General features: G+C 75.5%; 22 protein-coding genes and 1 riboswitch. Of the genes, 20 read left to right on the top strand and 2 right to left on the bottom strand.

What is annotated here, in order from left to right; translation table 11 throughout:
- Positions 1 to 26: 26 nt before the first annotated feature.
- Together KOV94_RS16300 and legP are read right to left on the bottom strand one after the other, a co-directional pair.
- Positions 27 to 1,031, bottom strand: a complete 1,005-nt coding sequence (locus tag KOV94_RS16300; protein ID WP_218052616.1) for an MvdC/MvdD family ATP grasp protein — start codon at positions 1,029 to 1,031, stop codon at positions 27 to 29.
- The gene (legP, locus tag KOV94_RS16295; RefSeq protein ID WP_218052615.1) at positions 1,028 to 2,401 is read right to left on the bottom strand and encodes a Dot/Icm T4SS effector Zinc-dependent metalloprotease LegP; all 1,374 of its coding nucleotides are present in this window, start codon (positions 2,399 to 2,401) and stop codon (positions 1,028 to 1,030) included. Before legP ends, KOV94_RS16300 begins: the two co-directional genes overlap by 4 nt.
- A 103-nt stretch (positions 2,402 to 2,504) precedes the next feature.
- Here legP and KOV94_RS16290 point away from each other — a divergent pair, with 103 nt between their 5' ends.
- The 20 genes from KOV94_RS16290 (at position 2,505) to rpe (ending at position 24,622) form a co-directional block, all read left to right on the top strand.
- On the top strand, positions 2,505 to 2,873 hold the full coding sequence (locus KOV94_RS16290) for a hypothetical protein (RefSeq protein WP_124344164.1): 369 nt from the start codon (positions 2,505 to 2,507) through the stop codon (positions 2,871 to 2,873).
- A 55-nt stretch (positions 2,874 to 2,928) separates the two neighbouring features.
- Positions 2,929 to 4,320, top strand: a complete 1,392-nt coding sequence (locus KOV94_RS16285; RefSeq protein ID WP_218052614.1) for an MFS transporter — start codon at positions 2,929 to 2,931, stop codon at positions 4,318 to 4,320.
- The gene (locus tag KOV94_RS16280) at positions 4,317 to 5,759 is read left to right on the top strand and encodes a pyridoxal phosphate-dependent decarboxylase family protein (RefSeq protein ID WP_218052613.1); all 1,443 of its coding nucleotides are present in this window, start codon (positions 4,317 to 4,319) and stop codon (positions 5,757 to 5,759) included. The genes KOV94_RS16285 and KOV94_RS16280 overlap by 4 nt, the downstream gene beginning before the upstream one ends.
- A gap of 94 nt (positions 5,760 to 5,853) precedes the next feature.
- Entirely contained in the window at positions 5,854 to 6,438 is a 585-nt protein-coding gene (gene pyrR, locus KOV94_RS16275) for a bifunctional pyr operon transcriptional regulator/uracil phosphoribosyltransferase PyrR (protein WP_269467830.1), read from the top strand.
- Entirely contained in the window at positions 6,435 to 7,427 is a 993-nt protein-coding gene (locus tag KOV94_RS16270) for an aspartate carbamoyltransferase catalytic subunit (RefSeq protein ID WP_124342976.1), read from the top strand. The genes pyrR and KOV94_RS16270 overlap by 4 nt, the downstream gene beginning before the upstream one ends.
- Positions 7,424 to 8,740 (top strand): dihydroorotase, encoded by a 1,317-nt coding sequence (locus KOV94_RS16265; protein WP_124342975.1) that lies wholly within the window; start codon positions 7,424 to 7,426, stop codon positions 8,738 to 8,740. The genes KOV94_RS16270 and KOV94_RS16265 overlap by 4 nt, the downstream gene beginning before the upstream one ends.
- Positions 8,740 to 9,279, top strand: a complete 540-nt coding sequence (locus tag KOV94_RS16260) for a PH-like domain-containing protein (protein ID WP_124342974.1) — start codon at positions 8,740 to 8,742, stop codon at positions 9,277 to 9,279. Before KOV94_RS16265 ends, KOV94_RS16260 begins: the two co-directional genes overlap by 1 nt.
- Entirely contained in the window at positions 9,276 to 10,469 is a 1,194-nt protein-coding gene (carA, locus tag KOV94_RS16255) for a glutamine-hydrolyzing carbamoyl-phosphate synthase small subunit (protein ID WP_124342973.1), read from the top strand. Before KOV94_RS16260 ends, carA begins: the two co-directional genes overlap by 4 nt.
- Positions 10,469 to 13,804, top strand: a complete 3,336-nt coding sequence (gene carB / locus KOV94_RS16250) for a carbamoyl-phosphate synthase large subunit (protein WP_124342972.1) — start codon at positions 10,469 to 10,471, stop codon at positions 13,802 to 13,804. The genes carA and carB overlap by 1 nt, the downstream gene beginning before the upstream one ends.
- Positions 13,801 to 14,688 carry an orotidine-5'-phosphate decarboxylase gene (gene pyrF, locus KOV94_RS16245; protein ID WP_308160607.1) on the top strand — a complete coding sequence of 296 codons (888 nt, stop codon included), beginning with the start codon at positions 13,801 to 13,803 and terminating at the stop codon, positions 14,686 to 14,688. The genes carB and pyrF overlap by 4 nt, the downstream gene beginning before the upstream one ends.
- 224 nt (positions 14,689 to 14,912) lie before the next feature.
- On the top strand, positions 14,913 to 15,224 hold the full coding sequence (gene mihF / locus KOV94_RS16240; RefSeq protein ID WP_124343482.1) for an integration host factor, actinobacterial type: 312 nt from the start codon (positions 14,913 to 14,915) through the stop codon (positions 15,222 to 15,224).
- Positions 15,225 to 15,267: 43 nt separating this feature from the next.
- A complete protein-coding gene (gene gmk, locus KOV94_RS16235) occupies positions 15,268 to 15,837 on the top strand; it encodes a guanylate kinase (protein WP_124343481.1) in 570 nt (189 codons plus the stop codon).
- Between the two features lie 67 nt (positions 15,838 to 15,904).
- Positions 15,905 to 16,168, top strand: a complete 264-nt coding sequence (gene rpoZ, locus KOV94_RS16230; protein WP_013771129.1) for a DNA-directed RNA polymerase subunit omega — start codon at positions 15,905 to 15,907, stop codon at positions 16,166 to 16,168.
- Between the two features lie 11 nt (positions 16,169 to 16,179).
- The gene (gene coaBC / locus KOV94_RS16225) at positions 16,180 to 17,370 is read left to right on the top strand and encodes a bifunctional phosphopantothenoylcysteine decarboxylase/phosphopantothenate--cysteine ligase CoaBC (RefSeq protein ID WP_218052612.1); all 1,191 of its coding nucleotides are present in this window, start codon (positions 16,180 to 16,182) and stop codon (positions 17,368 to 17,370) included.
- Between the two features lie 44 nt (positions 17,371 to 17,414).
- Positions 17,415 to 18,617: a methionine adenosyltransferase gene (metK, locus tag KOV94_RS16220; protein WP_124343479.1), complete on the top strand. Its 1,203-nt coding sequence runs from the start codon at positions 17,415 to 17,417 to the stop codon at positions 18,615 to 18,617.
- A gap of 55 nt (positions 18,618 to 18,672) precedes the next feature.
- Positions 18,673 to 20,772, top strand: a complete 2,100-nt coding sequence (locus tag KOV94_RS16215; RefSeq protein WP_218052630.1) for a primosomal protein N' — start codon at positions 18,673 to 18,675, stop codon at positions 20,770 to 20,772.
- A complete protein-coding gene (locus KOV94_RS16210; protein ID WP_124342805.1) occupies positions 20,769 to 21,392 on the top strand; it encodes an HAD family hydrolase in 624 nt (207 codons plus the stop codon). The genes KOV94_RS16215 and KOV94_RS16210 overlap by 4 nt, the downstream gene beginning before the upstream one ends.
- Before the next feature lie 10 nt (positions 21,393 to 21,402).
- Positions 21,403 to 22,347: a methionyl-tRNA formyltransferase gene (fmt, locus tag KOV94_RS16205; protein WP_124342806.1), complete on the top strand. Its 945-nt coding sequence runs from the start codon at positions 21,403 to 21,405 to the stop codon at positions 22,345 to 22,347.
- On the top strand, positions 22,344 to 23,891 hold the full coding sequence (locus KOV94_RS16200; RefSeq protein WP_218052611.1) for an RsmB/NOP family class I SAM-dependent RNA methyltransferase: 1,548 nt from the start codon (positions 22,344 to 22,346) through the stop codon (positions 23,889 to 23,891). Before fmt ends, KOV94_RS16200 begins: the two co-directional genes overlap by 4 nt.
- A 74-nt stretch (positions 23,892 to 23,965) precedes the next feature.
- Entirely contained in the window at positions 23,966 to 24,622 is a 657-nt protein-coding gene (gene rpe / locus KOV94_RS16195) for a ribulose-phosphate 3-epimerase (protein WP_218052610.1), read from the top strand.
- Between the two features lie 169 nt (positions 24,623 to 24,791).
- A riboswitch (FMN riboswitch) is annotated at positions 24,792 to 24,926 on the top strand.
- The last annotated feature ends 78 nt before the right edge of the window (positions 24,927 to 25,004 follow it).

The following is a 25,004-nucleotide window of genomic DNA, read 5'->3' as shown; positions in this document are numbered from 1 at the left end:
CGGGCCGGGCCGCGGTCCGGTCCCGGTCAGCCCGGTGCGCTGACCGGGCGGTTCTGCTCGCAGGTGACGCACCCGTCGGCGGGGTCCCGGTCCAGCCCGGCGAGCACGTCGACGAACGTGCGCGTGAGCGGCAGGCCCGTGCGCTCCTCGACGAACAGCCACTGCCCGGACGGGTTGACCTCGAAGAACACGTGCTCGCCGTCGGGCCGGACGCGCAGGTCGATCGCGCCGTAGACGAGCCCCAGCCGGCGCATGAGCCGCACGACGGCGTCGCGCACGGGTGCGGGCAGTGCGTACGGCTCCATGGGGACGGTGTCGAGCTCGAGCCGGAAGTCGAGCGCGTAGGCCGTGCGGGCCGAGTGGATCGCGGCGGCGTGCACGGCGTCCCCGACGACGGTGACGCGCAGGTCGACGTCGCCGGGCACGTACTCCTGGAAGATCACGGGCGCGTGCCGCACGGCGTCGAGCAGCTCGACCTCGTCGGGCCGCAGCACGCGGGTCTCGCGCCAGGCCGACACCTGGGCGAGGAACGACTTGTAGACGGTCCGCCCCGGCCCGTGCGTCGCGACGAAGGCCCGGGCCCGGTCGGGGTCGTTGGTCATGACCGTGCGCGGCGTGACGAGACCGGCCCGGCGCGCCTCGCGCAGCTGGTACGCCTTGTGGGAAGCACGGGTGTCGGCGTCGGGGTCGTTGACCCAGACGGCCGGCAGGAGCGCGCGCAGCCCGCGCAGGCCCTCGTCGCTCTCGGTGAGCGCGAACACCTGCGCGGCCGGGTCGGTGACGGACGGGTCGAGCGTGTACGGCAGCGGCCGACGCCACCACGCCGCACGGCAGTCGGTGAGGTCGTGCTCCTTGCCGTCGACCGTGACCGCGAGCGCCGGGCCGTCGCCGTCGTCGTACGCGACGGTGACGGCGGTGGCGAGCGGGTAGCGCCCGGAGTCGAGCACCACGACGTCGTGGCCGCGGCGCTCGAGCTCCGTGCGGACGGGGGCGAGGTGGTCGTCGCCCTCGTGCGACTCGATCAGGATCATGCGCCCGGACCCGTCTGGCCGCCGAGCGCACGCAGCGCGGCGGCGACCTGGGCGAGCGCCTGCGCGGCGACCTCGGCGGCCTGCGCGGCGGCGGCGAGGAGCGCCGCGGTCTGGTCCGCGGGCGCCACCGGGGCGGGCTCGTACGCGGCTGCGGACGCGGCGTGGTGGGGCGTCGCGAGCGCGAACGGGAGGCCGCCGCCGGGCTGCGGGAGCGGGATCGGCGGGAGGCCGCCGCCGAGCCCGCCGGGAGGGTCGAACGCGTTCTTGGGCGGGTCGATGAGCTGCTTGGGCGGGTCGGTGAGCTGCTTCGGCGGGTCGAACACGTGCTTGGGGTCGAACACGTGCTTGGGGTCGAGGACCTGCTTGGGGTCGAGGAGCTGCTTCGGGTCGAGGAGGTGCTTCGGCGGGTCGACGAACGGCTTGTGGTCGTCGCGGACCTTCTTGAACCCGGTCTGGTCGTCGATGGGCTTCTTGAACCCGCCCGGGTCGTCCGTGACCTTCTTGATGGTCGGCTGGGGGTTCGTGGGGTAGAGGGTGCGGGCGGCGGCGATGTCGCCGTCCGAGAGCCGCAGGCGCTGGCCGATCTGGACGCCGGGCTGGACGGGCACGATCGTGGGCTGCCCGTTGGTGGAGAACGCCGTGGCGGGGTAGTGCATGATCGAGCCGTAGTCGTAGTCCCCGATGTCGTCGCCGTCGCTGATGTGCTGGTCGAAGTTGTGCACGTAGCCGGGGTCGACGTTCGCGAGGTTGACGGTGACGAAGCTGTCGCGGTCCTCGCGGCTCTGCTCGTGCCACAGCCCGATGGCGTGCCCGATCTCGTGGATCGCGTTGCCGGTCGTGCAGCCGCTGCCGAGCGAGAGGTCCTGACGCCCGCCGACCATGCCGACGGCCGACCAGCAGCCGCCGCCGTCGAGGAAGTGCACGTAGTTGGGGTAGGTGCCGGCGTTCGCGGCGGTCCGCTGGACGAACCGCAGGGGCGTGTACTGCTCCCAGTGCGCGATCGCGTCGGTCACGCGGTTCTGGTTCGGCAGCGCGGGGTCGATGTCGTACGGCACGGTGGCGTTCGGCCAGCGGTAGCGGCTGCCGGTGATCGCGACGCCGAAGGAGACGTCGTCGCCCCGGGCGCGCGCGGCCTCGAGGTCGGCGTGCCGGCCGAGGACGATGTCGCCCTCGAAGACCGCGAGGTCGCCGACCTTGGCGTAGGTGACCGCCTTCTCGGCGAAGCCGACGCCGCTGATGACGGTCGTGCCGGTGTCGACGGACGAGCGCTCCTCGGGACGCTCGGGCGTGCCGCCGGTCGGCCCGCCGGTGGGTTCGCTGCGGCGGCGGCCGCCGCCCCCGCCGGACCCGGACGTGCTCTTCGTGGCCATGGTGGTGCCTTCCCCTGGCGCGCGGGCCCCGGCGGCCCGCGCCTCGAGGAAGAGGAGCCCCACGCCTCGGTGTGAGATACGTCACACGGACTACGGTGGGGCGATGACGCCCGACGACGACCCCGCGGCGAGCGTGCGGGTGCGCGTCGCCCTGCCCGGCACCGGCGCCCCGACGACGCTGCCCTCGCTGCTCGTGTCCGTCGAGGACGTCTCGCGCGCCGACGCCCCCGCCGTCCGCGTGGGGGAGCGGCTCCTGCGCGACGTCGACGTCCCCGCCGAGGGCACGGTCCTCGAGGTCGACGTCCCCGCCGCGGCCGGCCCCGACCCCCGCCGCCGCTTCACGGTCCGCGTCCGGGCCGGCGCCGACCCGGACGCGCGCGCCTTCACGCCCGGCGACCTCGTCTCGACGACGTCCGTCCCCGTCCTGCTCGACGGCACCGACGACGTCGAGGTCGCCGTGCGGCCCGTCTGACGCGCGTCGCGCGCCGCCCGCGGACCGCGCCCCCGCCCTGGCATCATCGGCGCCCATGACGACGACGTCACCCGCCGCGCACGTGCCGCGGCGCACCGTGGTGGGCTACGCGGCAGGCTCGGTCGGCACCGGCGGCTTCGGCACGCTGCCCGGCCTGGTGCTCGCGTACTACCTCACCGACACGCTCGGCGTCGCCGCCGGGCTCGCGTCCCTGGTCGTCACCGTGCCCAAGCTGTGGGACGTCGTGATCGACCCGTTCGTCGGCGCCCGCTCCGACGCGTCCGCCGCCCGGCACGGCAGCCGCCGCCGCTACCTGCTCGCCGGCGCACTCACGCTGCCGCCGCTGTTCGCCGCCGTCTTCGCGGCACCCGCCGCCCTTGCCGGCGTCCCCGCCGCCGCCTGGGTCGTCGTCTGGTTCGTCGGTGCCGCCACCGCGTTCAGCCTCTTCCAGGTCCCGTACATCGCCCTGCCCGCCGAGATCGCGTCGACCTCCGCCGAGCGCACCCGGCTGCTCGCCCCGCGCATCGCCGTGCTCGCCGTCGCGATCCTCGCGTTCGGCGCCGGCGGCCCCCTCGTGCGCGACGCGGCCGGCGGCGGGCGCACCGGCTACCTCGTCATGGGCGTCGTCTGCGGCGCCGTGCTCGGGCTCGGCATGCTCGGCGCCTGGTGGGGAGCACCCCGCCGCGCCGCCGTCACCCCGCCCGCCGACGGCCCCGCGGTCGCCCCACGACCCCGCGTGCGCGGCGACGCCCTCCGCCTCGGCGTCGCCGCCCTGCGCGAGATCCCCGCCTTCCGCACGCTCCTCGCGACCTTCGTGCTCCAGGCCCTCGCCACCGGCGCCATGCTCGCGTGCGCCCCGTACGTCGCCACCTACGTCCTCGGCTCCGAGGGCGCCGTCACCGTGCTGTTCGTCGCGCTCGTCGCCCCCGCGCTGCTCGTCATGCCGTTCGCGACCCGCACCGGACGACGCCTCGGCAAGCGCGGCGGGTACGTCGCCGCGTCCGGCCTCTTCGTCGTCGCGACCCTCGCGCTCGTCCCCATGCGCTGGGCCCCCGGCCCGTGGGTCTACGCGCTCGTCGCCCTCGCCGGCGTCGCCTACGCGGGCATGCAGCTCTTCCCCCTCGCGATGCTCCCCGACGTCGCCGCCGTCGACGCCCGCGAACGCGGCACCGACCGGGCCGGCGTCCTCGGCGGCGTCTGGACCGCCGCCGAGACCGCGGGTCTCGCGCTCGGCCCGACGCTCGTCCTCGGCGCGCTCGCGGTCACCGGCTTCGTCTCGCGCGAGGGCGGCGCGCTCGCGGACCAGCCCCCCGCGGCGGTGACGGGCATCGCGCTCGCGTTCAGTCTGCTCCCCGCGGTCCTCACGGCCGCGAGCGTCGCGACGCTCCGCCGGTACCGGCTCACCGAGGCGGTCGTCGACGCCCCGACGACGGGGGTGGCCGCGTGACCCGCGCGTGGACGGGCCGGCCCGCCGCCGACGTCCTCGCCGACCTCGCCGACCTGCGCCGCGTCGACCCGCCCACGCACGGCGGCCGCGTCCTGTCCTACGTGTACGACTCCGGTCGCGCCGACGTCGACGCCGTCGCCGCCCGCGCCGTCGAGCTGTTCCTGCCCGTCAACGGGCTCGACCCCACCACGTTCACGTCCGTCGCCGCCCTGGAGAGCCGCCTCGTCGCCCGTGCCCGCGACGTCCTGCACGGCGGACCCGACACCGCCGGGTCGGTCACGACCGGGGGCACCGAGTCCTGCCTGCTCGCCGTCAAGTCCGCGCGCGACACCTGGCGCGCCGCCGACCCGGCCCGCGTCCACGCCCGGCCGACCCTCGTCCTGCCCACGACGGCCCACCCCGCGTTCCACAAGGCCGCCGCCTACCTCGACCTCGACGTCGTCCCCGTGCCCGTCGACCCCGCCCGCGGCACGCCCGACGCCGACGCGGTCCTCGCCGCCGTCGACGACCGCACCGCCCTCGTCGTCGTGAGCGCCCCCAGCTACCCGTTCGGCGTCGTCGACCCCGTCACCGAGGTCGCCGCCGGCGCCTCCGCCCGCGGCGTCGCCTGCCACGTCGACGCCTGCATCGGCGGCTGGGTCCTGCCGTGGTGGGGCGACGACGTCCCGCCGTGGGACCTCGCCGTCGACGGCGTCACCTCGATCTCCGCCGACCTGCACAAGTACGGCTTCGCCCCCAAGGGCGCCTCCGTCGTCCTCTACCGCGACCCCGCCCGGCACCGCGCCCAGTACTTCGCGACGACCGCCTGGCCCGGCTACCCGGTCGTCAACCCCACCGTCCTCGGCTCCCGGTCCGCGGGAGGCCTCGCCGCCGCGTGGGCCGTGGTCGAGGCGCTCGGGGACCAGGGGTTCGCCGCGCTCGTCGCCCAGACCCGCGACGCCACCACCCGGCTGCGCGACGCCGCCACCGCCATCGCCGGACTGCGCGTCGTCGGCCGGCCCACCGGACCCCTCCTCGCGCTCGCCACCGACGACGACGCCCCCGACGCCGACCGCGTCGACCCCTTCCACCTCGTCGACGCCCTGCGCCGCCGCGGCTGGCTCGCCCAGGCCCAGCCCGCCCTCACCCAGCCCGACGGGACCGTCCTGCCCCGCACCGCTCACCTCACGATCACCCCCGTCACGCAGCGCGTCGCCGACGACCTCGCCACCGCCCTCCACGACGCGGCCGCCGACGTGCGCGGCCGCGGCCCCGCGACCCCCGACCCCGCCCTCGCGCAGCACGTTCTCACCGACGGCCTCCCCGACGACCTCGCCGCCGTCATGGCCACCCTCGAGGCCCTCCCGCCCGACGTCGTCCGCCCGCTCCTCGTCGAGGTCCTCGCCCGCGCCGTCGCCCCCCCGCCCGTGACGCTCGTCACGGACCCGCCGCGCGCATGAGACGGCACCCCGCTCCGGCAGGGGGCGCGGGTTAAGATCCGAGCACCACCAGCGTCCTTTAAGACCCGTCCCGTGAGGCGGGGAAGGAGTCCGCATGAGCACAGGCATGCCCGCGTCCAGCGGCAGCCTCGAGCACGCCAACGTCGTGCTCGGCGCCCCCGAGATCGGCCGGGCGCTCACCCGCATCGCCCACGAGATCCTCGAGCGCAACAAGGGCGGCGACGACGTCGTCCTCCTCGGCATCCCGACCCGCGGCCTCCCGCTCGCGCGGCGGCTCGCCCAGCGCCTCGCCGACGTCGAGCCCGGCCTCGACCCGGGCGCGCTCGCGGGCAGCCTCGACGTGACGATGTACCGCGACGACCTGGCCCACCAGCCGACGCGGACGATCGGCGCGACCGACATCCCGGGCGGCGGCCTCGACGGGCGCGTCGTCGTCCTCGTCGACGACGTCCTCTACTCCGGCCGCACGATCCGCGCCGCGCTCGACGCGATCAGCGACCTCGGCCGCCCGCGCGCGGTGCAGCTCGCGGCGCTGGTCGACCGCGGGCACCGCGAGCTGCCGATCCGGGCGGACTACGTCGGCAAGAACCTGCCGACGTCCACGACCGAGCGCGTGCGCGTGCTGCTCGAGGAGACCGACGGCCGCGACGCCGTCGTCATCGACGGGGGGACCCGATGAGGCACCTGCTGTCCGCCTCGGACCTCGACGTCCGCGACGCGGTGCGCATCCTCGACACGGCCGGGCAGATGGCCGCGACGCAGGCGCGCGAGATCAAGAAGCTCCCGACGCTGCGCGGCCGCACGGTCGTCAACCTGTTCTTCGAGGACTCGACGCGCACGCGCATCTCGTTCGAGACGGCCGCCAAGCGGCTGAGCGCCGACGTCATCAACTTCTCGGCCAAGGGGTCGAGCGTCTCCAAGGGGGAGTCGCTCAAGGACACCGCCCTCACGCTGCAGGCCATGGGCGCCGACGCGGTCGTCATCCGGCACCAGGCCTCGGGTGCCCCGCACACGCTCGCGCACGCGGGCTGGACGTCGGGCGCGGTGGTGAACGCGGGCGACGGGACGCACCAGCACCCGACGCAGGCGCTGCTCGACGCGTACACGCTGCGCCGCCACCTCGTGGGCGACGGCGGCCGCGCCGACGTGAGCGGCCAGGACCTCGCGGGCCTGCGCGTCGCGATCGTCGGCGACGTCCTGCACAGCCGCGTCGCGCGGTCGAACGTGCAGCTCCTGCACACGCTCGGCGCGCACGTCACGCTCGTGTCGCCGCCGACGCTCGTGCCGGTCGGCGTCGAGGCGTGGCCCGCGCGGGTCTCGTACCACCTGGACGAGGTCATCGCCGACGACAAGCCCGACGCCGTCATGATGCTGCGCGTCCAGCGCGAGCGGATGTCGAGCGCGGGCGGCGGGTTCTTCCCGAGCCCGCTCGAGTACACCCGCGGCTACGGCCTCGACGCGCGCCGCCTCGCGGCGCTGCCCGAGCACGCGATCGTGCTCCACCCGGGACCGATGAACCGCGGCCTGGAGATCTCCGCCGACGCCGCCGACTCGCCGCGCGCGGTGATCGTCGAGCAGGTCGCCAACGGGGTCGCCGTCCGCATGGCCGTGCTGTACCTGCTGCTCGCGGGCGAGTCGCCCGCCCCGACGACGAAGGTGGACGCGTGAACCCCCGGTACCTGCTGACGTCCGTCGCCCCGCTGGGCGCGGATCCCGTCGACGTGCTCCTCGCGGACGGCGTGCTCGCCGCGATCGGCGCGGACGCCCGCGCGCAGGCCGGTGACGACGCGACCGAGGTCGACGGCACCGGTCTCGTGCTGCTGCCCGGCCTGGTCGACCTGCACACGCACCTGCGCGAGCCCGGCCGTGAGGACGCCGAGACGATCCGCACCGGCACGCGCGCCGCGGCACTCGGCGGGTTCACCGCGGTGCACGCCATGGCCAACACCTCGCCCACGCAGGACACCGCGGGCGTCGTCGAGCAGGTCTGGCGGCTCGGCCGCGAGGCCGGCTGGGTCGACGTGCACCCCGTCGGCGCGGTGACCGTCGGGCTGGCGGGGGAGCAGCTCGCCGAGCTCGGCGCGATGGCCCAGTCCGAGGCCGCCGTGCGCGTGTTCTCCGACGACGGCAAGTGCGTGCACGACCCGGTGCTCATGCGGCGCGCGCTCGAGTACGTCAAGGCGTTCGACGGCGTCGTCGCCCAGCACGCGCAGGAGCCGCGGCTCACCGAGAACGCGCAGATGAACGAGGGCGTCGTCTCGGCCGAGCTCGGGCTGACCGGCTGGCCGTCCGTCGCGGAGGAGGCGATCATCGCGCGCGACGTGCTGCTCGCCGAGCACGTCGGGTCGCGCCTGCACGTCTGCCACCTCTCGACAGCCGGCTCGGTCGAGATCGTCCGGTGGGCCAAGTCGCGCGGCATCGACGTCACCGCCGAGGTCACCCCGCACCACCTGGTGCTCACCGACGACCTCGCCCGCGGCTACGACCCGGTGTTCAAGGTCAACCCGCCGCTGCGCACCGACGCGGACGTCGAGGCGGTCCGCGCCGGGCTCGCCGACGGCACGATCGACATCGTCGCGACCGACCACGCGCCGCACACGCGCGAGGACAAGGACTGCGAGTGGGCGGCTGCCGCGTTCGGCATGACGGGGCTCGAGACCGCGCTGTCCGTCGTCCAGCAGACGATGGTCGACACCGGCCGCCTCACCTGGGCCGACGTCGCACGCGTCCTGTCCGAGGCGCCCGCCCGGATCGGCCGCGTCACCGACCACGGCCGCCCGATCGCGGTCGGTGAGCCCGCCAACCTCGTGCTGTGGGACCCGGCCGCGCGCACCACGGTCGACCCGGCGCAGCAGGCCACCAAGGCCGTCAACTCGCCGTTCCGCGGCCGTGAGCTGCCGGGACGCGTCGTCGCGACGTTCCTGCGCGGCCGCGCGACCGTCCTCGACGGCGAGCCGTGCGACGCGGCAGTGGTCCGCTGATGCGCACCGCGCTCGCCGTCGCCGGCTGCGTCGCGCTCGCGCTGCTCGCGCTGTGGGGCATGCGCTCCGGCTGGCGGGCCCGACGACGACGCACCGAGGAGGTCGTCCCGTCGCTGCCGACCGAGCCCGCCGACCTGGGGGAGACCCGGTTCGGTCCCGTCGAGGCGCTGTACGTGTCGTCGACGCGCGCCGGTGACTGGCTCGACCGGGTCGTCGCGCACGACCTCGGCGTCCGCAGCCCGGCCGTCGTGGCGGTCCACGACGCGGGGGTGCGGATCACCCGGACCGGCGCGGCCGACGTGTTCGTCCCGGCCGGCACCCTGCGCGCGGCGGGCACGGCGCCCGGCATCGCGGGCAAGGTCGTCGGCGGCGACGGGCTCGTCGTCCTCACCTGGCAGCCCGACCCCGACGACCCGCGCGGCCTCGACACCGGCCTGCGCCCCCGGCACGCCGCCGACCGCCCCGCGCTGGTCGACGCCGTCGCCGCCCTCATCGACCACACGCCCGGCGCCCCCGCCGGGCAGGAGGAGACACCATGACCGACGCAGTGCTCGTCCTCGAGGACGGCCGGACGTTCGCCGGGCAGGCGTACGGCGCCACCGGCCGGACCCTCGGCGAGATCGTCTTCAACACCGGCATGACCGGCTACCAGGAGACCCTGACCGACCCGTCGTACCACCGGCAGATCGTCGTCATGACGGCGCCGCACATCGGCAACACCGGCGTGAACGACGAGGACCCCGAGTCGGGGCGCATCTGGGTCGCCGGGTACGTCGTGCGGGACCCCGCGCGCCGGTCGTCGAGCTGGCGCGCGCGCCGCACCCTCGACGAGGAGCTGGACGCGCAGGGCGTCGTCGGGATCAGCGGCGTCGACACGCGTGCCCTCACGCGGCACCTGCGCGAGCGCGGCGTCATGCGCGCGGGCGTCTTCTCGGGCGACGCGCTGGTCGGTCCCGAGGGCGACCGCCGGCCGGTCGACGAGCTGCTCGACGAGGTGCTCACGGCACCCGCCATGGTCGGCGCCGACCTGGCCGGTGAGGTCTCGACCGACGAGCCGTACGTCGTCGAGGCGCTCGGCCCCGACGGCACGCCGCTGGACACGCCCGTCGCCACGGTCGCGGCCGTCGACCTGGGCATCAAGGCCATGACCCCGCAGCGGCTCGCCGAGCGCGGCGTGCGCGTGCACGTGCTGCCCTCCACCTCGACGATCGACGACGTCCTCGCGACGCAGCCCGACGGCGTGTTCTTCTCGAACGGCCCCGGCGACCCGTCGGCCGCGACGCACGAGGTCGAGCTCCTGCGCGACGTGCTGGACCGCAGGATCCCGTTCTTCGGCATCTGCTACGGCAACCAGCTGCTCGGCCGCGCGCTCGGCTACGGCACCTACAAGCTCGGCTACGGGCACCGCGGCGTGAACCAGCCGGTGATCGACCGGGCCACGGGCAAGGTCGAGATCACGGCGCACAACCACGGGTTCGCCGTGGACGCGCCACTCGACGGCGAGTCCACCGCACCGCACGACGGCGGCCGCTACGGCCGGGTCGTCGTGAGCCACGTCGACCTCAACGACGACGTGGTCGAGGGCCTGCGCGCGCTCGACCTGCCGGCGTTCTCCGTCCAGTACCACCCGGAGGCGGCCGCGGGTCCCCACGACGCCGCCTACCTGTTCGACCGCTTCGTCGGCCTCATGACCGGCACCGACGACCCGACCACGAAGGGTGCCGCCTGATGCCCCGCCGCACCGACATCTCCAGCGTCCTGGTCATCGGGTCCGGCCCGATCGTCATCGGCCAGGCGTGCGAGTTCGACTACTCGGGGACGCAGGCGTGCCGCGTCCTCAAGGAGGAGGGCCTGCGGGTCGTCCTGGTCAACTCGAACCCCGCCACGATCATGACGGACCCCGAGTTCGCCGACGCGACGTACGTCGAGCCGATCACGACCGAGGTCCTCACGAGCATCATCGCCAAGGAGCGCCCCGACGCGATCCTGCCGACGCTGGGCGGCCAGACGGCCCTCAACGCGGCGATCGCGCTCGACGAGGCCGGCGTCCTGGCGAAGTACGACGTCGAGCTCATCGGCGCCAACATCCCCGCGATCCAGAAGGGCGAGGACCGCGAGCAGTTCAAGCAGGTCGTCGAGGTCTGCGGCGGCGAGTCCGCGCGGTCGGCGATCGTGCACACGATCGACGACGCCCTGGCCGCGGTCGAGGACCTCGGCTACCCGGTCGTCGTGCGCCCGTCGTTCACGATGGGCGGCCTCGGCTCGGGCATCGCGTACGACGAGGACGACCTGCGCCGCATCGTCGGCCAGGGCCTGCACTACTCGCCGACCACCGAGGTGCTCCTGGAGGAGTCGATCCTCGGCTGGAAGGAGTACGAGCTCGAGCTCATGCGTGACAAGCACGACAACGTCGTGGTCGTCTGCTCGATCGAGAACGTCGACCCCGTCGGCGTGCACACCGGTGACTCGGTGACCGTAGCCCCCGCGCTCACGCTCACCGACCGCGAGTACCAGAAGCTGCGCGACATCGGCATCGCGGTCATCCGCGAGGTCGGCGTCGACACCGGCGGCTGCAACATCCAGTTCGCGGTCGAGCCCACGACGGGCCGCGTCGTCGTCATCGAGATGAACCCGCGCGTGTCGCGGTCGTCGGCGCTCGCGTCGAAGGCGACGGGCTTCCCGATCGCGAAGATCGCCGCGAAGCTCGCGGTCGGCTACACGCTCGACGAGATCCCGAACGACATCACGGGTTCGACGCCCGCGTCGTTCGAGCCGACGCTCGACTACGTCGTCGTCAAGGTGCCGCGGTTCGCGTTCGAGAAGTTCCCGGCCGCCGACCCGACGCTCACGACGACCATGAAGTCCGTCGGCGAGGCCATGGCGCTCGGCCGCAACTTCACCGAGGCGCTCGGCAAGGCGATGCGGTCGATCGACAAGAAGGGCTCGGTGTTCCACTGGGCGGGCGAGCCGGCGACGGGGGAGGCCCTCGACGCGCTGCTCGGGACGATCGGCCGGCCCACCGAGGGGCGCCTGATCGACGTGCAGCAGGTGCTGCGCGCCGGTGTGGACGTCGACGAGGTGTACGCGCTCACGGGCATCGACCCGTGGTTCCTCGACCAGGTCCAGCTGATCAACGAGGTCGCGGCCGAGACCGCCGCGGCGCCCGCGCTGACCCGCGAGGTCCTCGCGCACGCCAAGCGGCACGGTCTGTCGGACGCGCAGGTCGCGCAGCTGCGCGGCACGACCGAGGACGCCGTGCGCGGCGCCCGGCACGCCGTGGGCCTGCGGCCCGTCTACAAGACGGTCGACACGTGCGCCGCGGAGTTCGCCGCCCTCACGCCGTACCACTACTCCTCCTACGACGAGGAGACCGAGGTGCGGCCGCGCGAGCGGCCCGCGATCCTCATCCTCGGCTCGGGGCCGAACCGCATCGGCCAGGGCATCGAGTTCGACTACTCGTGCGTGCACGCCGCGCTGGCGCTCAAGGGCGAGTTCGAGACCGTCATGGTCAACTGCAACCCCGAGACCGTCTCGACGGACTACGACACCTCGGACCGCCTGTACTTCGAGCCGCTGACGTTCGAGGACGTGCTCGAGGTCTACCACGCGGAGCTCGCCGCGGGTCCCGTCGCGGGGCTCATCGTGACGCTCGGCGGTCAGACGCCCCTGTCGCTCGCGCAGCGCCTCGCGGACGCCGGTCTGCCGATCCTCGGCACGCCGCCGTCGGCGATCGACGCCGCGGAGGACCGCGGGGAGTTCGGCAAGGTGCTCGAGGCCGCGGGCCTGCCCGCGCCGGCCTTCGGCACCGCGACGACGCTCGCCGGCGCGCGCGAGACCGCGCGTCGGATCGGCTTCCCGGTGCTCGTGCGCCCCTCGTACGTCCTCGGCGGTCGGGGCATGGAGATCGTCTACGACGAGCACCAGCTCGCCGAGTACGTGCAGCGTGCTCTCGACAACGCCGCCGACGGCGGCCGCGCCGGGACGCTCCCGCCGCTGCTCATCGACCGTTTCCTCGACGACGCGATCGAGATCGACGTCGACGCGCTGTTCGACGGCGAGGAGCTGTTCCTCGGCGGCGTCATGGAGCACATCGAGGAGGCCGGCATCCACTCCGGTGACTCGGCGTGTGCGCTGCCCCCGGTGACGCTGTCGACGTCCGAGCTCGAGCGCATCCGCCTGTCGACCGAGGCGATCGCCCGGGGCGTCGGCGTGCGCGGCCTGCTCAACATCCAGTTCGCGCTCGTCTCCGACGTGCTCTACGTCCTCGAGGCGAACCCGCGCGCGTCGCGGACCGTGCCGTTCGTCTCGAAGGCCACGGGCGTCTCGCTCGCGAAGGCCGCGGCGCTCGTCATGGCGGGCCGGTCCATCGCGGACCTGCGCGCGGCGGGCCTGCTGCCCGTGCAGGACGCGAGCGTGCTCGACCTCGACTCTCCGGTCGCCGTCAAGGAGGCCGTGCTGCCCTTCAAGCGGTTCCGCACCGCCGACGGCGTCGTCGTCGACACGGTCCTGGGGCCGGAGATGCGCTCGACGGGTGAGGTCATGGGCTTCGACGTCGACTTCCCGACCGCGTTCGCGAAGTCGCAGGAGGCGGCGTTCGGCGGCCTCCCGACGAGCGGCACCGCGTTCATCTCCGTGGCGGACCGGGACAAGCGCTCGATCGTCTTCCCGGTCAAGCGGCTCGCGGAGCTCGGCTTCGAGATCCTCGCGACCGAGGGCACCGCGGCGGTCCTGCACCGCAGCGGCATCCGCTCGCGCGTCGTGCGCAAGTACTCGTCCGGCCGGGGCGTCGACGGCGAGCCGACGATCGTCGACCTCATCACGGCCGGCGACGTCGACATCGTCGTGAACACGCCGTCGGGCCAGGGCGCGCGCGCCGACGGCTACGAGATCCGCGCGGCCACGACGGCCGCCGACAAGGCGATCGTCACGACCGTGCAGCAGCTCGGCGCGGCCGTGCAGGCGATCGAGGCCGCGCAGGCCGGGCCGTTCACGGTGACGAGCCTGCAGGAGCACGACGCCGCGGCGGACCAGCGGCGCGCGCAGGCGGCCGTGGTGACCGCGTGACGGGCCTGGCGGGCGCCGACGCGTCCGGTCACGCGACCGCGAGCGAGCCGTTCGGCGCGCGCCTGGCCGCCGCGATGGACGCGCACGGCCCGCTGTGCGTCGGCATCGACCCGCACCCGGTGCTGCTCGCGGACTGGGGGCTGACCGACGACGCCGCCGGCCTGCGGGCGTTCGCGTCGACGGTGATGGCCGCGGTCGCCGGCCACGTCGCGGCGGTCAAGCCGCAGGCCGCGCTGTTCGAGCGGCACGGCTCCGCGGGCGTCGCGGTGCTCGAGGAGGTCGTGGCCGAGGGTCGCCGCACGGGCACGCTCGTCGTGGTCGACGCCAAGCGCGGCGACATCGGCTCGACCATGGCGGGCTACGCCGACGCGTACCTGCGGGACGGCTCGCCCCTCGCCGGGGACGCGCTCACGGTCTCGCCGTACCTGGGCTTCGGATCGCTCGACCCGGCCGTCGACGCCGCGCTCGCGACGGGCCGCGGCCTGTTCGTCCTGTGCCTGACGTCGAACAAGGAGGGCCCCGAGGTGCAGCACGCCCGCACCGCGGACGGCTCGACCGTGGCAGCGACGATCGCGGCGCGCGCCGCGGCGCTCAACGCCGGCGTCGACCCGATGGGCTCGATCGGCCTGGTCGTGGGCGCGACCGTCGGCGACGCGGCCGCCCGGACCGGCACGGACCTGACCGCGGTCAACGGCCCCCTCCTCGCCCCGGGGGTCGGCGCGCAGGGCGCGGGCCCGCGCGAGCTCACGGCCGTCTTCGGCGCCGCCCGCCGGCAGGTCCTCGCGTCGTCCTCGCGCGGCGTCCTGGCCGCGGGACCGGACGCCGCGCGGCTGCGGGCGGCCGCCCGCCGCGCCGCGGACGAGGCGGCCGCCGCGCTCGCCTGAGCCACGCCGTCGCCGCACCGGCATCCCGAGGACCCCGGGTGCCGGTGCGGCTGCCTGCGCGCGCAGGCGCCCCGGGCACTCGTGGGATGGTTGCCCGAAGGGGCGTCCTCGCAGGTCGCTCCGGCGCGTCCGCGTTGCCGACCTCGGTGGGCCTCGCTAGTTTCGTTGTCACGATCCTGCGCATCCGTCGAGATCGCTGGCCCACTGACGAGAAGGTGACGCGCGTGGCTCTTCCTCCGCTGACTCCCGAACAACGAGCCGCAGCGCTCCAGAAGGCCGCCGCCGCCCGGCAGGCCCGTGCCGAGGTCAAGAACCGCCTCAAGTACTCCCAGGGCACCCTGTCCGAGGTGATCGAGCAGGGCCAGAAGGACGAGACGATCGGCAAGCTCAAGGTGCTCGCGCTCCTCGAGTCCCTGCCCGGTGTGGGCAAGGTCAAGGCTCGTGCGATCATCTCCGAGATCGGCATCTCGGAGACGCGGCGCGTCCGCGGCCTCGGACCCCACCAGGTGAAGGCGCTCGTCGACCGCTTCGGGTGACGGTCGCCCGTCACCGCTGCGCACGAGGAGTACCGCACCACCCATGACGACGACGCCCGCCCGGCTGACCGTTCTCGCCGGACCCACCGCCGTCGGCAAGGGCACGGTGTCCGCCGACGTCCGCACGCGCTACCCCGAGGTCTGGCTGTCGGTGTCCGCGACGACGCGGCCACCGCGACCGGGCGAGGTCGAGGGGGTGCACTACCACTTCGTCAGCGTCGACGAGTTCGACCGCATGGTCGAGAACGGCGACCTGCTGGAGTGGGCGGTCGTCCACGGACGCAACCGGTACGGCACGCCTCGGGAGCCCGTCGAGCGTCGGCTCGCCGCCGGTGAGCCGGCGCTCCTCGAGATCGACCTGCAGGGCGCCCGCCAGGTGCGGGCGTCCATGCCGGACGCCCACTTCGTGTTCCTCGCCCCGCCGTCGTTCGCCGAGCTCGAGCGCCGGCTCGTCGGGCGGGGGACCGAGGACGCGGAGGAGCGCGAGCGGCGCCTCGCGACCGCCCGCGTGGAGCTCGCGGCCGAGTCGGAGTTCGACACCGTGATCGTCAACGACGACGTGCACCGGGCCACGGACGAGCTGGTCCGGGTGATGGGGATCGCGACCAGGTAGGATCGTGGGCAGGCTCCGCCCCGCGGCCACCGCGCGGCACCCCCCACCGACCTCACGGGAGACCATCGTGTCCGGAACCGTCGCCGCCCCCACGGGCATCACCGACCCGCCGATCGACCAGCTCCTCGAGCGCGCCGACTCGAAGTACGCCCTGGTGCTGTACTCGGCGCAGCGCGCCCGCCAGATCAACGCGTACTACTCGCAGCTCAACGAGGGCCTGCTCGAGTACGTCGGCCCGCTCGTCGACACGCGCCCGCAGGAGAAGCCCCTGTCGATCGCGATGCGCGAGATCGACGCCGGCCTGCTGACCTCCGAGGCCACGGAGGGCTGAGGCACCGCCCCATGCGGATCGTCCTGGGCGTCGCGGGCGGCATCGCCGCGTACAAGGCGGTGCTGCTGCTGCGCCTCTTCCGTGAGGCAGGGCACGACGTGCGCGTCGTGCCGACGGTCGCCGCGCTGGAGTTCGTCGGGCGCGCGACGTGGGAGGCCCTGTCCGGGCAGCCCGTGACGACCGACGTCTTCGAGGACGTCGACCAGGTCGCGCACGTCGCCGTCGGCAAGACGGCCGACCTCGTCGTCGTCGCCCCGGCGACCGCGGACCTGCTCGCGCGGGCGGCGGCCGGCCGCGCCGACGACCTGCTCACCGCGACGCTCCTCGTCGCGCGCTGCCCGGTGCTCATGGCGCCGGCGATGCACACCGAGATGTGGGAGCACCCGGCGACCGTCGCGAACGTCGACACCCTGCGCCGTCGCGGCGTGCACGTGCTCGACCCCGCGAGCGGCCGGCTGACCGGTGCCGACACGGGCCCCGGGCGGCTGCCCGAGCCCGAGGAGATCGCGGCGGCAGCGCTCGCGCTCGTCGGCCCGCGCGACCTCCTCGGCCGCCGCGTGGTGGTGTCCGCGGGCGGCACGCGCGAACCCCTCGACCCGGTCCGCTTCCTCGGCAACCGCAGCTCCGGTCGCCAGGGCGTCGCGCTCGCGCGCGCCGCAGCGGCGCGCGGCGCGCACGTCACGCTGGTCGCCGCGAACCTCTCCGTCCCCGTCCCGCCGGGGGTCGAGTCCGTGCCCGTCGAGACCGCGGCGCAGCTGCGCGACGCCGTGCGCGCGGCCGCGAAGGACGCCGACGCGGTCGTCATGGCCGCGGCCGTCGCCGACTACCGGCCGGCCACCCTCGCGGACGCCAAGATCAAGAAGCGCGGCGACGGCTCGACGCCCGCGCTGCACCTCGTCGAGAACCCCGACGTGCTCGCCGAGCTCGCCGCCGACCGGCTGCGCGACGGCCAGGTCGTCGTCGGGTTCGCCGCCGAGACGGGCGACGACGACGGCTCGGTCCTCGAGCACGGCCGCGCCAAGGCGCTGCGCAAGAAGGCCGACCTGCTCGTCGTGAACGCGGTCGGGGACGGCCGCGGGTTCGGGACGGACGTCAACGACGTGGTCGTGCTGGATGCCCGCGGCGAGGTCGTCTCCGCCGCCGCGGGCAGCAAGGACGACGTCGCGCACGCCGTGTGGGACGCGGTGCTCGCCCGCTGGTGAACGGCCGGTGAGAGGGTCGTTTCCGTCCCGTTAGGCTGTGCGCCATGACTGAGGCTTCCGCGCGCCTGTTCACGTCCGAGTCGGTGACGGAAGGCCACCCCGACAAGGTCTGCGACCAGATCTCCGACGCGATCCTCGACGCGATCCTCGACCAGGACCCGGCAGCCCGCGTGGCGGTCGAGACGATGGTGACGACGGGTCTCGTGCACGTCGCCGGCGAGGTGACCACGAGCGCGTACGTCGAGATCCCGCAGGTCGTCCGCGAGGTCGTCAAGGGCATCGGCTACACGTCGTCGCACATCGGGTTCGACGGCGACTCGTGCGGCGTGTCCGTCTCGATCGGGCAGCAGTCGCCCGACATCGCGCAGGGCGTCGACAAGTCGATCGAGGTCCGGCAGGACTCCGCGGACATCGACCCCCTGGACCTGCAGGGCGCGGGCGACCAGGGCCTGATGTTCGGGTACGCGTGCGACGACACCCCGTCGCTGCTGCCGCTGCCGATCTGGGCGGCGCACCGCCTCGCGGAGCGGCTCGCCGAGGTCCGCCGCCAGGACCTCGTGCCGGGTCTGCGCCCCGACGGCAAGACCCAGGTGACCATCGGGTACGAGGGTGACCGCGCGGTCTCGCTCGACACCGTGGTCCTGTCCACGCAGCACGACCCCGACGTCCAGCTCGACAGCTACCTGCGGCCCGCGATCGCGGAGCACGTCGTCGCGCCGGTCCTCGCGCAGCTCGAGCTCGACGCGAGCGACCACCGGCTCCTCGTGAACCCGACGGGCACGTTCGTCGTCGGCGGCCCCAAGGGTGACGCGGGTCTGACGGGCCGCAAGATCATCGTCGACACCTACGGCGGCTTCGCCCGGCACGGTGGTGGCGCGTTCTCCGGCAAGGACCCGTCGAAGGTCGACCGGTCGGCCGCGTACGCGATGCGCTGGGTCGCCAAGAACGTGGTCGCCGCGGGCCTCGCGAAGCGCTGCGAGGTCCAGGTCGCGTACGCCATCGGCAAGTCGCACCCCGTCGGGCTGTACGTCGAGACGTTCGGCACGGGCGTCGTGCCCGTCGAGCGCCTGACGGCCGCGATCCGCGAGGTGTTCGACCTGCGCCCGGCCGCGATCATCCGCGACCTCGACCTGCTGCGGCCCATCTACCGGCGCACGGCGGCGTACGGCCACTTCGGGCGTGAGCTGCCCGACTTCACGTGGGAGCGCACCGACCGCGCGGCCGACCTGCTGGCCGCCGTCGGCTGAGCCGCCGCGCGTGCCGGCGACCGGTGCGGCCCGCCCGCGTGACGGGTCCGTGGACGTGACGGCGGGCGAGCAGCTCGTCCTCGACGGGGTGCCCGGTCCGCGCCGTCGCGCGCGACCGCGTCTGGGCGCCGCCGACCTCGAGCCCGCGGAGCGGATGCCCGTCGCACGGGTCGCGGTCGACCTGTCGCCCCCGCACCTCGACCGGACGTTCGAGTACGTCGTCCCGGCGCGGTTCGACGCGCAGGCGGCCCCGGGCGTCCGGGTCAAGGTCCGCTTCGGCGGTCAGGACGTCGACGGCTACCTGCTCGACCGCGCCGAGACGGCGGAGCACGCAGGGCGGCTCGTGCCGCTGCGTCGCGTCGTGTCCGGCGAGCCCGTGCTCACGCCCGACGTGCTCGCGCTGGCCCGGGCGGTCGCCGACCGGTGGGCGGGCACGCTGTCCGACGTGCTGCGGCTCGCGGTGCCGACCCGGCACGCGCGCGTCGAGGCCGAGACGTTCGCCGTCCCCGACGGCACCCCGCGTCCGCCCGTGGCCGGCGCCGACGCGTCGGCGTGGTCGGCCTACCGCGGCGGGCCCGCGTTCGTGCAGCACGTGCAGGCGGGCGGTGCGCCGCGCGCGGTCTGGACCGCGCTGCCCGGGGCGCTCGGGGACCGGTGGGAGGACGCGGTCGCGCAGGCCGTCGCCGCGTGCGTGCTGGGCGGTCGCGGCGCGCTCGTCGTGGTGCCGGACGCGCGTGACGTCGTGCGCGTGCTGGCCGGGCTGGAGACGGCGGGCGTGCCCGCGTGGTCCCCGGAGACGACCGGGGGAGTCGTGCGGCTGACGGCCGACGACGGGCCCGCGCCGCGGTACCGGGCGTTCCTCGCGGCGCTGCGCGGCGCCGCCGACGTGGTCGTGGGGACGCGCGCGTCGGCCTTCGCACCCGTGCGCGACCTCGGCCTGGCCGTCTGCTGGGACGACGGGGACCCGCTGCACGCCGAGCCTCGCGCCCCGTACCCGCACGTGCGCGAGGTGCTCGCGCTGCGGTCCGACCTCGCGGGCTGCGCGCTGCTCGTCGGCGGGCACGCGCGCACGGTCGAGGCGCAGGCGCTCGTGGCGTCCGGCTGGGCGCGTGAGGTCGCGGCGGACCGCGCGACCGTCCGCGCGCGCACCCCGCGGGTCCAGGCGCTCACGTCCGTCGAGCTCGCCCGGGAAGGCCCCGCAGCGGCCGCGCGCCTGCCGTCCCCGGCGTGGCGGACGATCCGTGACCGGCTCGCGGCCGGTCCGGTGCTGGTCCAGGTGCCCCGGGCGGGCTACGTGCCCGTCGTCGCGTGCGGGCGGTGCCGCGCGGACGCCCGCTGCGGCACGTGCCACGGCCCGCTGGGGCTCACCGGTCAGGACGGCGTGCCGACGTGCCGCTGGTGCGGTCGGCTCGCGACGTCGTGGCGCTGCGACGAGTGCGGGTCAACCGCGTTGCGCTCGGTCCGCGTCGGGTCGGAGCGGACCGCCGAGGAGCTCGGCCGCGCGTTTCCCGGGGTGACCGTGCGGGTGTCGGGCGCGCGCGCCTCGGGTGGCGTGCTCGACCGGGTGCCCGACGCGCCCGCCGTCGTGGTCGCGACACCGGGTGCCGAGCCCGTCGCGCCCGCCGGGTACGCGGCCGCGGTCCTGCTCGACGCCGCCGTCGGCACGTCGGGCGCCGGTCTGGGCAGCACGGTCGCGGCCCTGCGGCGCTGGCTCACCGCCGCCGCGCTCGTCCGGCCGTCCGCCGAGGGCGGTGCCGTCCTCCTCGTCGGCGATGCGCCCGAGCGGCCCACGCAGGCGCTCGTCCGCTGGGACCCCGCGGGGCTGGCCGAGCGGGAGGCGCAGGAGCGGGTCGAGCTCGGGCTGCCGCCCGCGGTCCGCGTCGCCGCCGTCACCGGCCCTCGCGACGCCGTCGAGGCCGTCGTCGGACGCATCGACCTCGACGACGTCGACGTGCTCGGGCCCGTCCCCGCGCCGGCCGCACCCGGTCGCGGCCCGACGACCGCCCTCGAGCCCGACGTGCGTGCGCTCGTGCGCGTCCCGCGCGCCCGGGGTGCGGCCCTCGCGCGGTCCATGGCGGCGTCGCTCGCGACCCGCAGCGCACGACGCGAGGGCGGCACGCTGCGCGTCCAGCTCGACCCGGCGGACCTGCTGTGAACGTCGTCGTGCTCGACCTCGGCAACGTCCTCGTGCGGTGGGACCCGTACGGGGCGTACGCCGGGCGCATGGCGCGGGCCGACGTCGACCGGTTCTTCGCCGACGTGGACTTCGCGGCGCTCAACCACCGGCAGGACGCGGGCCGGCCCTGGGCCGAGGCGCGCGAGGCCGTGCGCGCGACGCACCCGCAGCACGTCGACGCGCTCGACCTCTACGTGCGGCACTTCGCCGACACCCTCGCCGGACCCGTCCCCGGCAGTGCCGACATCGTCCGCGACCTGGCCGCCGCGGGCGTGCGCCTCCTCGGCCTGACCAACTGGTCCGCGGAGACGTTCCACCACGCCGCACCCGCGGCACCGGCGATCGGCCTGCTCGAGGACGTGCTCGTGTCGGGCGAGGTGGGGCTCGCCAAGCCCGACCCGGCCATCTTCCGGCTGCTCGCGCAGCGGTTCGGCGTCGACCCCGCCGACGCGGTGTTCGTCGACGACTCGCCGGCCAACGTGACCGCGGCGCGCGAGGTCGGCTTCGACGGGATCGTCTTCACCGACGCGACCGCGCTGCGCGGCGACCTCGTCGCGCGCGGCCTGCTCGGCGCAGGGGCCGACGCCGACGCCACCTAGGATCGGTCGCATGCGACTGCTCTTCGCCGGAACCCCCGCGGCCGCGGTGCCGTCGCTCGAGGCGCTCCTCGCGTCCCGCCACGAGGTGGCCGCCGTCCTCACCCGGCCCGACGCCCGCTCGGGCCGCGGCCGCACGCTGCACCCCAGCCCCGTCAAGGAGCGCGCGCTCGACGCGGGCGTCGAGGTCCTCACCCCGCAGCGGCCCCGCGACGAGGACTTCGTCGCGCGGCTCACGGAGCTCGCCGTCGACGCCGCGCCCGTCGTCGCGTACGGCGCGATCCTGCCCGCGAGCGTCCTCGACGTGCCGACCCACGGCTGGGTCAACCTGCACTTCTCCGTCCTGCCCGCGTGGCGCGGCGCCGCACCCGTCCAGCACGCCCTCATCGCAGGCGACGAGGTCACCGGCGCGACCACCTTCCGGATCGAGCAGGGCCTCGACACCGGCCCCGTGTTCGGCACGCTCACCGAGACCGTGCGTCCCCGCGACACCGCCGGCGACCTCCTCGACCGCCTCGCCCACGCCGGCGCGGGCCTGCTCGTGCGCACGCTCGACGCGATCGAGGACGGCATCCTCAGCCCCGTCCCGCAGCCCGCCGACGGCGTGAGCCACGCCCCCAAGATCGAGGTCGACGACGCCCGCGTCCGCTGGACGCACCCCGTGCACGCCGTCGACCGCCGCATCCGCGGCTGCACGCCCGCACCCGGTGCCTGGACGACGCTCCCTGACGGCGCGCGGCTCGGGATCGGACCCGTCACACCGCTGCCCGACGTGCACGACCTGCGCCCCGGCGAGCTGCGCGCCACCAAGCGCGAGGTGCTCGTCGGCACGGGCGGCGGTGCGGTGCGCCTCGGCCTCGTCACGCCGCCCGGCAAGCGGCCCATGGAAGCCGCCGACTGGGCGCGCGGCGCCCGGCCGGCGGACGGCACCCTTCTCGGCGCGGAGAGTGCCGCGTGAGCCCGGCCGACCGCCCCGACGGCGACGGCGGACGCACGCGTCGCGGGCCGCGGGACGACGGCGATCGTCGCGACGCCCAGGGACGCCAGCGCGGCGCCGCCCGCCGCGAGGGCCGCTCGACCCGCACCACCGCGGCACCCTCCCAGCGTCGGCGCAGCACCGACCCCGCCCGGCGCGTCGCGTACGACGTGCTGCGGACCGTCGCCGAGAGCGACGCGTACGCCAACCTCGTCCTCCCGCCGCTCCTGCGCGAGCGCGGGCTGACCGGCCGCGACGCCGCGTTCGCGACCGAGCTCGCGTACGGCACGCTGCGGCTGCGCGGCCGCTACGACGCGATCCTCGAGATCGCCGCGTCCCGCACCACCGACCAGATCGACGCGCCCGCGCTCGACGTCCTGCGGCTCGGCGCGCACCAGCTGCTCGGCATGCGCGTCCCCCCGCACGCCGCCGTCTCCGAGACCGTCGGGCTCGCCCGCGACGCGCTCGGCGCCGGACCCGCGCAGTTCGTCAACGCCGTCCTGCGGGCCGTGTCCCGCGAGCCGTGGGACACCTGGGAGCAGCGCATCGCCGACGCCGCCGGCGAGGACCCCGTCGCGCGCCTCGCGGTCGTCGGCAGCCACCCCCTGTGGGTCGCCCGCGCGCTGCGCGAGGCGCTCGCCGGTGACGCGCGCCCGGTCGACGAGCTCGGCGCGCTCCTCGACGCCGACAACACCGCACCGCTCGTCACCCTCGTCGCCCGCCCCGGCCTCTCCGACGCCGACGAGCTCGGCGCGACCGCGGACGGCCCGGGACCGCTGTCCCCGACCGCCGTCGTGCTCGCGGGCGGCGACCCGGCGTCCGTCCCCGCGGTGCGTGACGGGCGTGCCGGCGTGCAGGACGACGGCAGCCAGCTCGTCGCACTCGCGCTCGCGGCCGCGCCGCTCGAGGGCCGTGACGAGCGGTGGCTCGACCTGTGCGCGGGTCCCGGCGGCAAGGCGGCGCTGCTCGCCGCGGAGGCGGCCGGCCGGGGCGCGCGGCTCGTCGCGAACGAGGTGCAGCCGCACCGGGCCAGGCTCGTCCGGCAGTCCTTGCGGGCGGTCCCGCCGGGTGCTGTCGAGGTCGTCCGGACCGGCGACGGTCGCGTGCTGGGCGACGACGAGCCCGGCGCGTTCGACCGCGTGATGGTGGACGCGCCGTGCACGGGCCTCGGCGCGCTGCGGCGTCGGCCCGAGTCGCGGTGGCGACGAACCCCCGCGGACCTCACGGCACTGACCGGCCTGCAGCGCGACCTGCTCGGCTCGGCGCTGCGCGCGGTCCGCGTCGGCGGTGTCGTCGCGTACGTCACGTGCTCGCCGCACCTCGCCGAGACGCGGCTGGTCGTGAAGGACGCGCTGCGGGCCGCGGCGAAGGCCGGCATCGACGTCGAGCGGCTCGACACCGCCGCCGTCGTGCAGGGCGTCGCGCGGCGCGAGGTCGAGCTCACCGACCGCTCGCACGTGCAGCTGTGGCCGCACGTGCACGGGACCGACGCGATGCACCTCACGCTGCTGCGCCGCACGTCCTGACGCGCCCGCGTCGACGACGGCAGGCCTGCCGGACCGGCGCGGCGGGCGACGCCACGGCTGGCTACGCTGACGGCGTGCCCGCCCTCATCAACCCGAGCATCCTGTCCGCCGACTTCGCGAACCTCGAGCGCGACCTCGCGGCGATCGCGACGGCGGACTTCGCGCACGTCGACGTCATGGACAACCACTTCGTGCCCAACCTCACGCTGGGGCTGCCGGTCGTGCGCCGCATCGCCGAGGTGTCGCCGGTCCCGCTCGACGTCCACCTCATGATCGAGGACGCCGACCGTTGGGCCCCCGAGTACGCCGAGGCCGGCGCGGCGTCGGTGACGTTCCACGCCGAGGCCGCGCAGGCGCCCGTACGGCTCGCGCGCGAGCTCCGCGCAGGGGGGGTCCGGGCGGCGGTCGCGCTGCGTCCCGCGTCGCCGGTCGAGCCGTTCCTCGACCTGCTCGCCGAGGTCGACATGGTGCTGGTCATGACGGTCGAGCCGGGCTTCGGGGGCCAGTCGTTCATCGAGGGGACGCTGCCCAAGATCCGGCGGACGCGCGCGGCGATCGACGCCGCCGGCCTCGACACCTGGGTGCAGGTCGACGGGGGAGTGTCGCGCGACACGATCGCGCGCATCGCCGAGGCGGGTGCGAACGTGTTCGTGGCCGGCTCCGCCGTGTACGGCGCGGACGACGTCGCCGGCGAGATCGCCGCGCTCCGCGCGCTCGCCGACGCGGCCTGACGCACGCCCTGACGCACGTCCCGGCACGTCCCGACCGGCGGACGGCGGTCGCCTCCGGCCACGGCGTCCGGTTCGTGGACCTGCCGTCCCGGAGGATGAGACGGCCGCCCACGCGCGCCGGTCGGGAATTCCCCGTGTGGCAAGATCGTTGGCGCAGTGCAGAACACGAACACGTGCTCCGGGGTCGGTGTAATTCCGAGCCGGCGGTGACAGTCCGCGACCCGCACGGTCCTCAGGACCGGGCGGTTGACCTGGTGGAACTCCAGGACCGACGGTGAAAGTCCGGATGGGAGGAAGTACGTGGCGGGGCGACGCTCGGCGTCGTCCCGTGGCAGGACTCACCCTCCTGCGCGACCCCGGGGCTCGACGGCGCCCGGAGGTG

This window comes from Cellulomonas algicola, from assembly GCF_019024305.1.
Taxonomy (GTDB): Bacteria; Actinomycetota; Actinomycetes; order Actinomycetales; family Cellulomonadaceae; genus Cellulomonas; species Cellulomonas algicola.
Note: the sequence above shows the minus strand (reverse complement) of the source record. Positions and strands in the feature narration are given on the sequence as shown.

Bases quoted from the DNA above. Each gene is read 5' to 3' on its own strand.
- carB (WP_124342972.1), top strand. From the start codon at position 10,469: ATGCCCCGCCGCACCGACATCTCCAGCGTCCTGGTCATCGGGTCCGGC.
- gmk (WP_124343481.1), top strand. From the start codon at position 15,268: ATGACGACGACGCCCGCCCGGCTGACCGTTCTCGCCGGACCCACCGCC.
- KOV94_RS16290 (WP_124344164.1), top strand. From the start codon at position 2,505: ATGACGCCCGACGACGACCCCGCGGCGAGCGTGCGGGTGCGCGTCGCC.
- metK (WP_124343479.1), top strand. From the start codon at position 17,415: ATGACTGAGGCTTCCGCGCGCCTGTTCACGTCCGAGTCGGTGACGGAA.
- pyrR (WP_269467830.1), top strand. From the start codon at position 5,854: ATGAGCACAGGCATGCCCGCGTCCAGCGGCAGCCTCGAGCACGCCAAC.
- KOV94_RS16270 (WP_124342976.1), top strand. From the start codon at position 6,435: ATGAGGCACCTGCTGTCCGCCTCGGACCTCGACGTCCGCGACGCGGTG.
- legP (WP_218052615.1), bottom strand. From the start codon at position 2,401: ATGGCCACGAAGAGCACGTCCGGGTCCGGCGGGGGCGGCGGCCGCCGC.
- coaBC (WP_218052612.1), top strand. From the start codon at position 16,180: ATGCGGATCGTCCTGGGCGTCGCGGGCGGCATCGCCGCGTACAAGGCG.
- carA (WP_124342973.1), top strand. From the start codon at position 9,276: ATGACCGACGCAGTGCTCGTCCTCGAGGACGGCCGGACGTTCGCCGGG.
- KOV94_RS16260 (WP_124342974.1), top strand. From the start codon at position 8,740: ATGCGCACCGCGCTCGCCGTCGCCGGCTGCGTCGCGCTCGCGCTGCTC.
- KOV94_RS16285 (WP_218052614.1), top strand. From the start codon at position 2,929: ATGACGACGACGTCACCCGCCGCGCACGTGCCGCGGCGCACCGTGGTG.
- KOV94_RS16300 (WP_218052616.1), bottom strand. From the start codon at position 1,031: ATGATCCTGATCGAGTCGCACGAGGGCGACGACCACCTCGCCCCCGTC.
- fmt (WP_124342806.1), top strand. From the start codon at position 21,403: ATGCGACTGCTCTTCGCCGGAACCCCCGCGGCCGCGGTGCCGTCGCTC.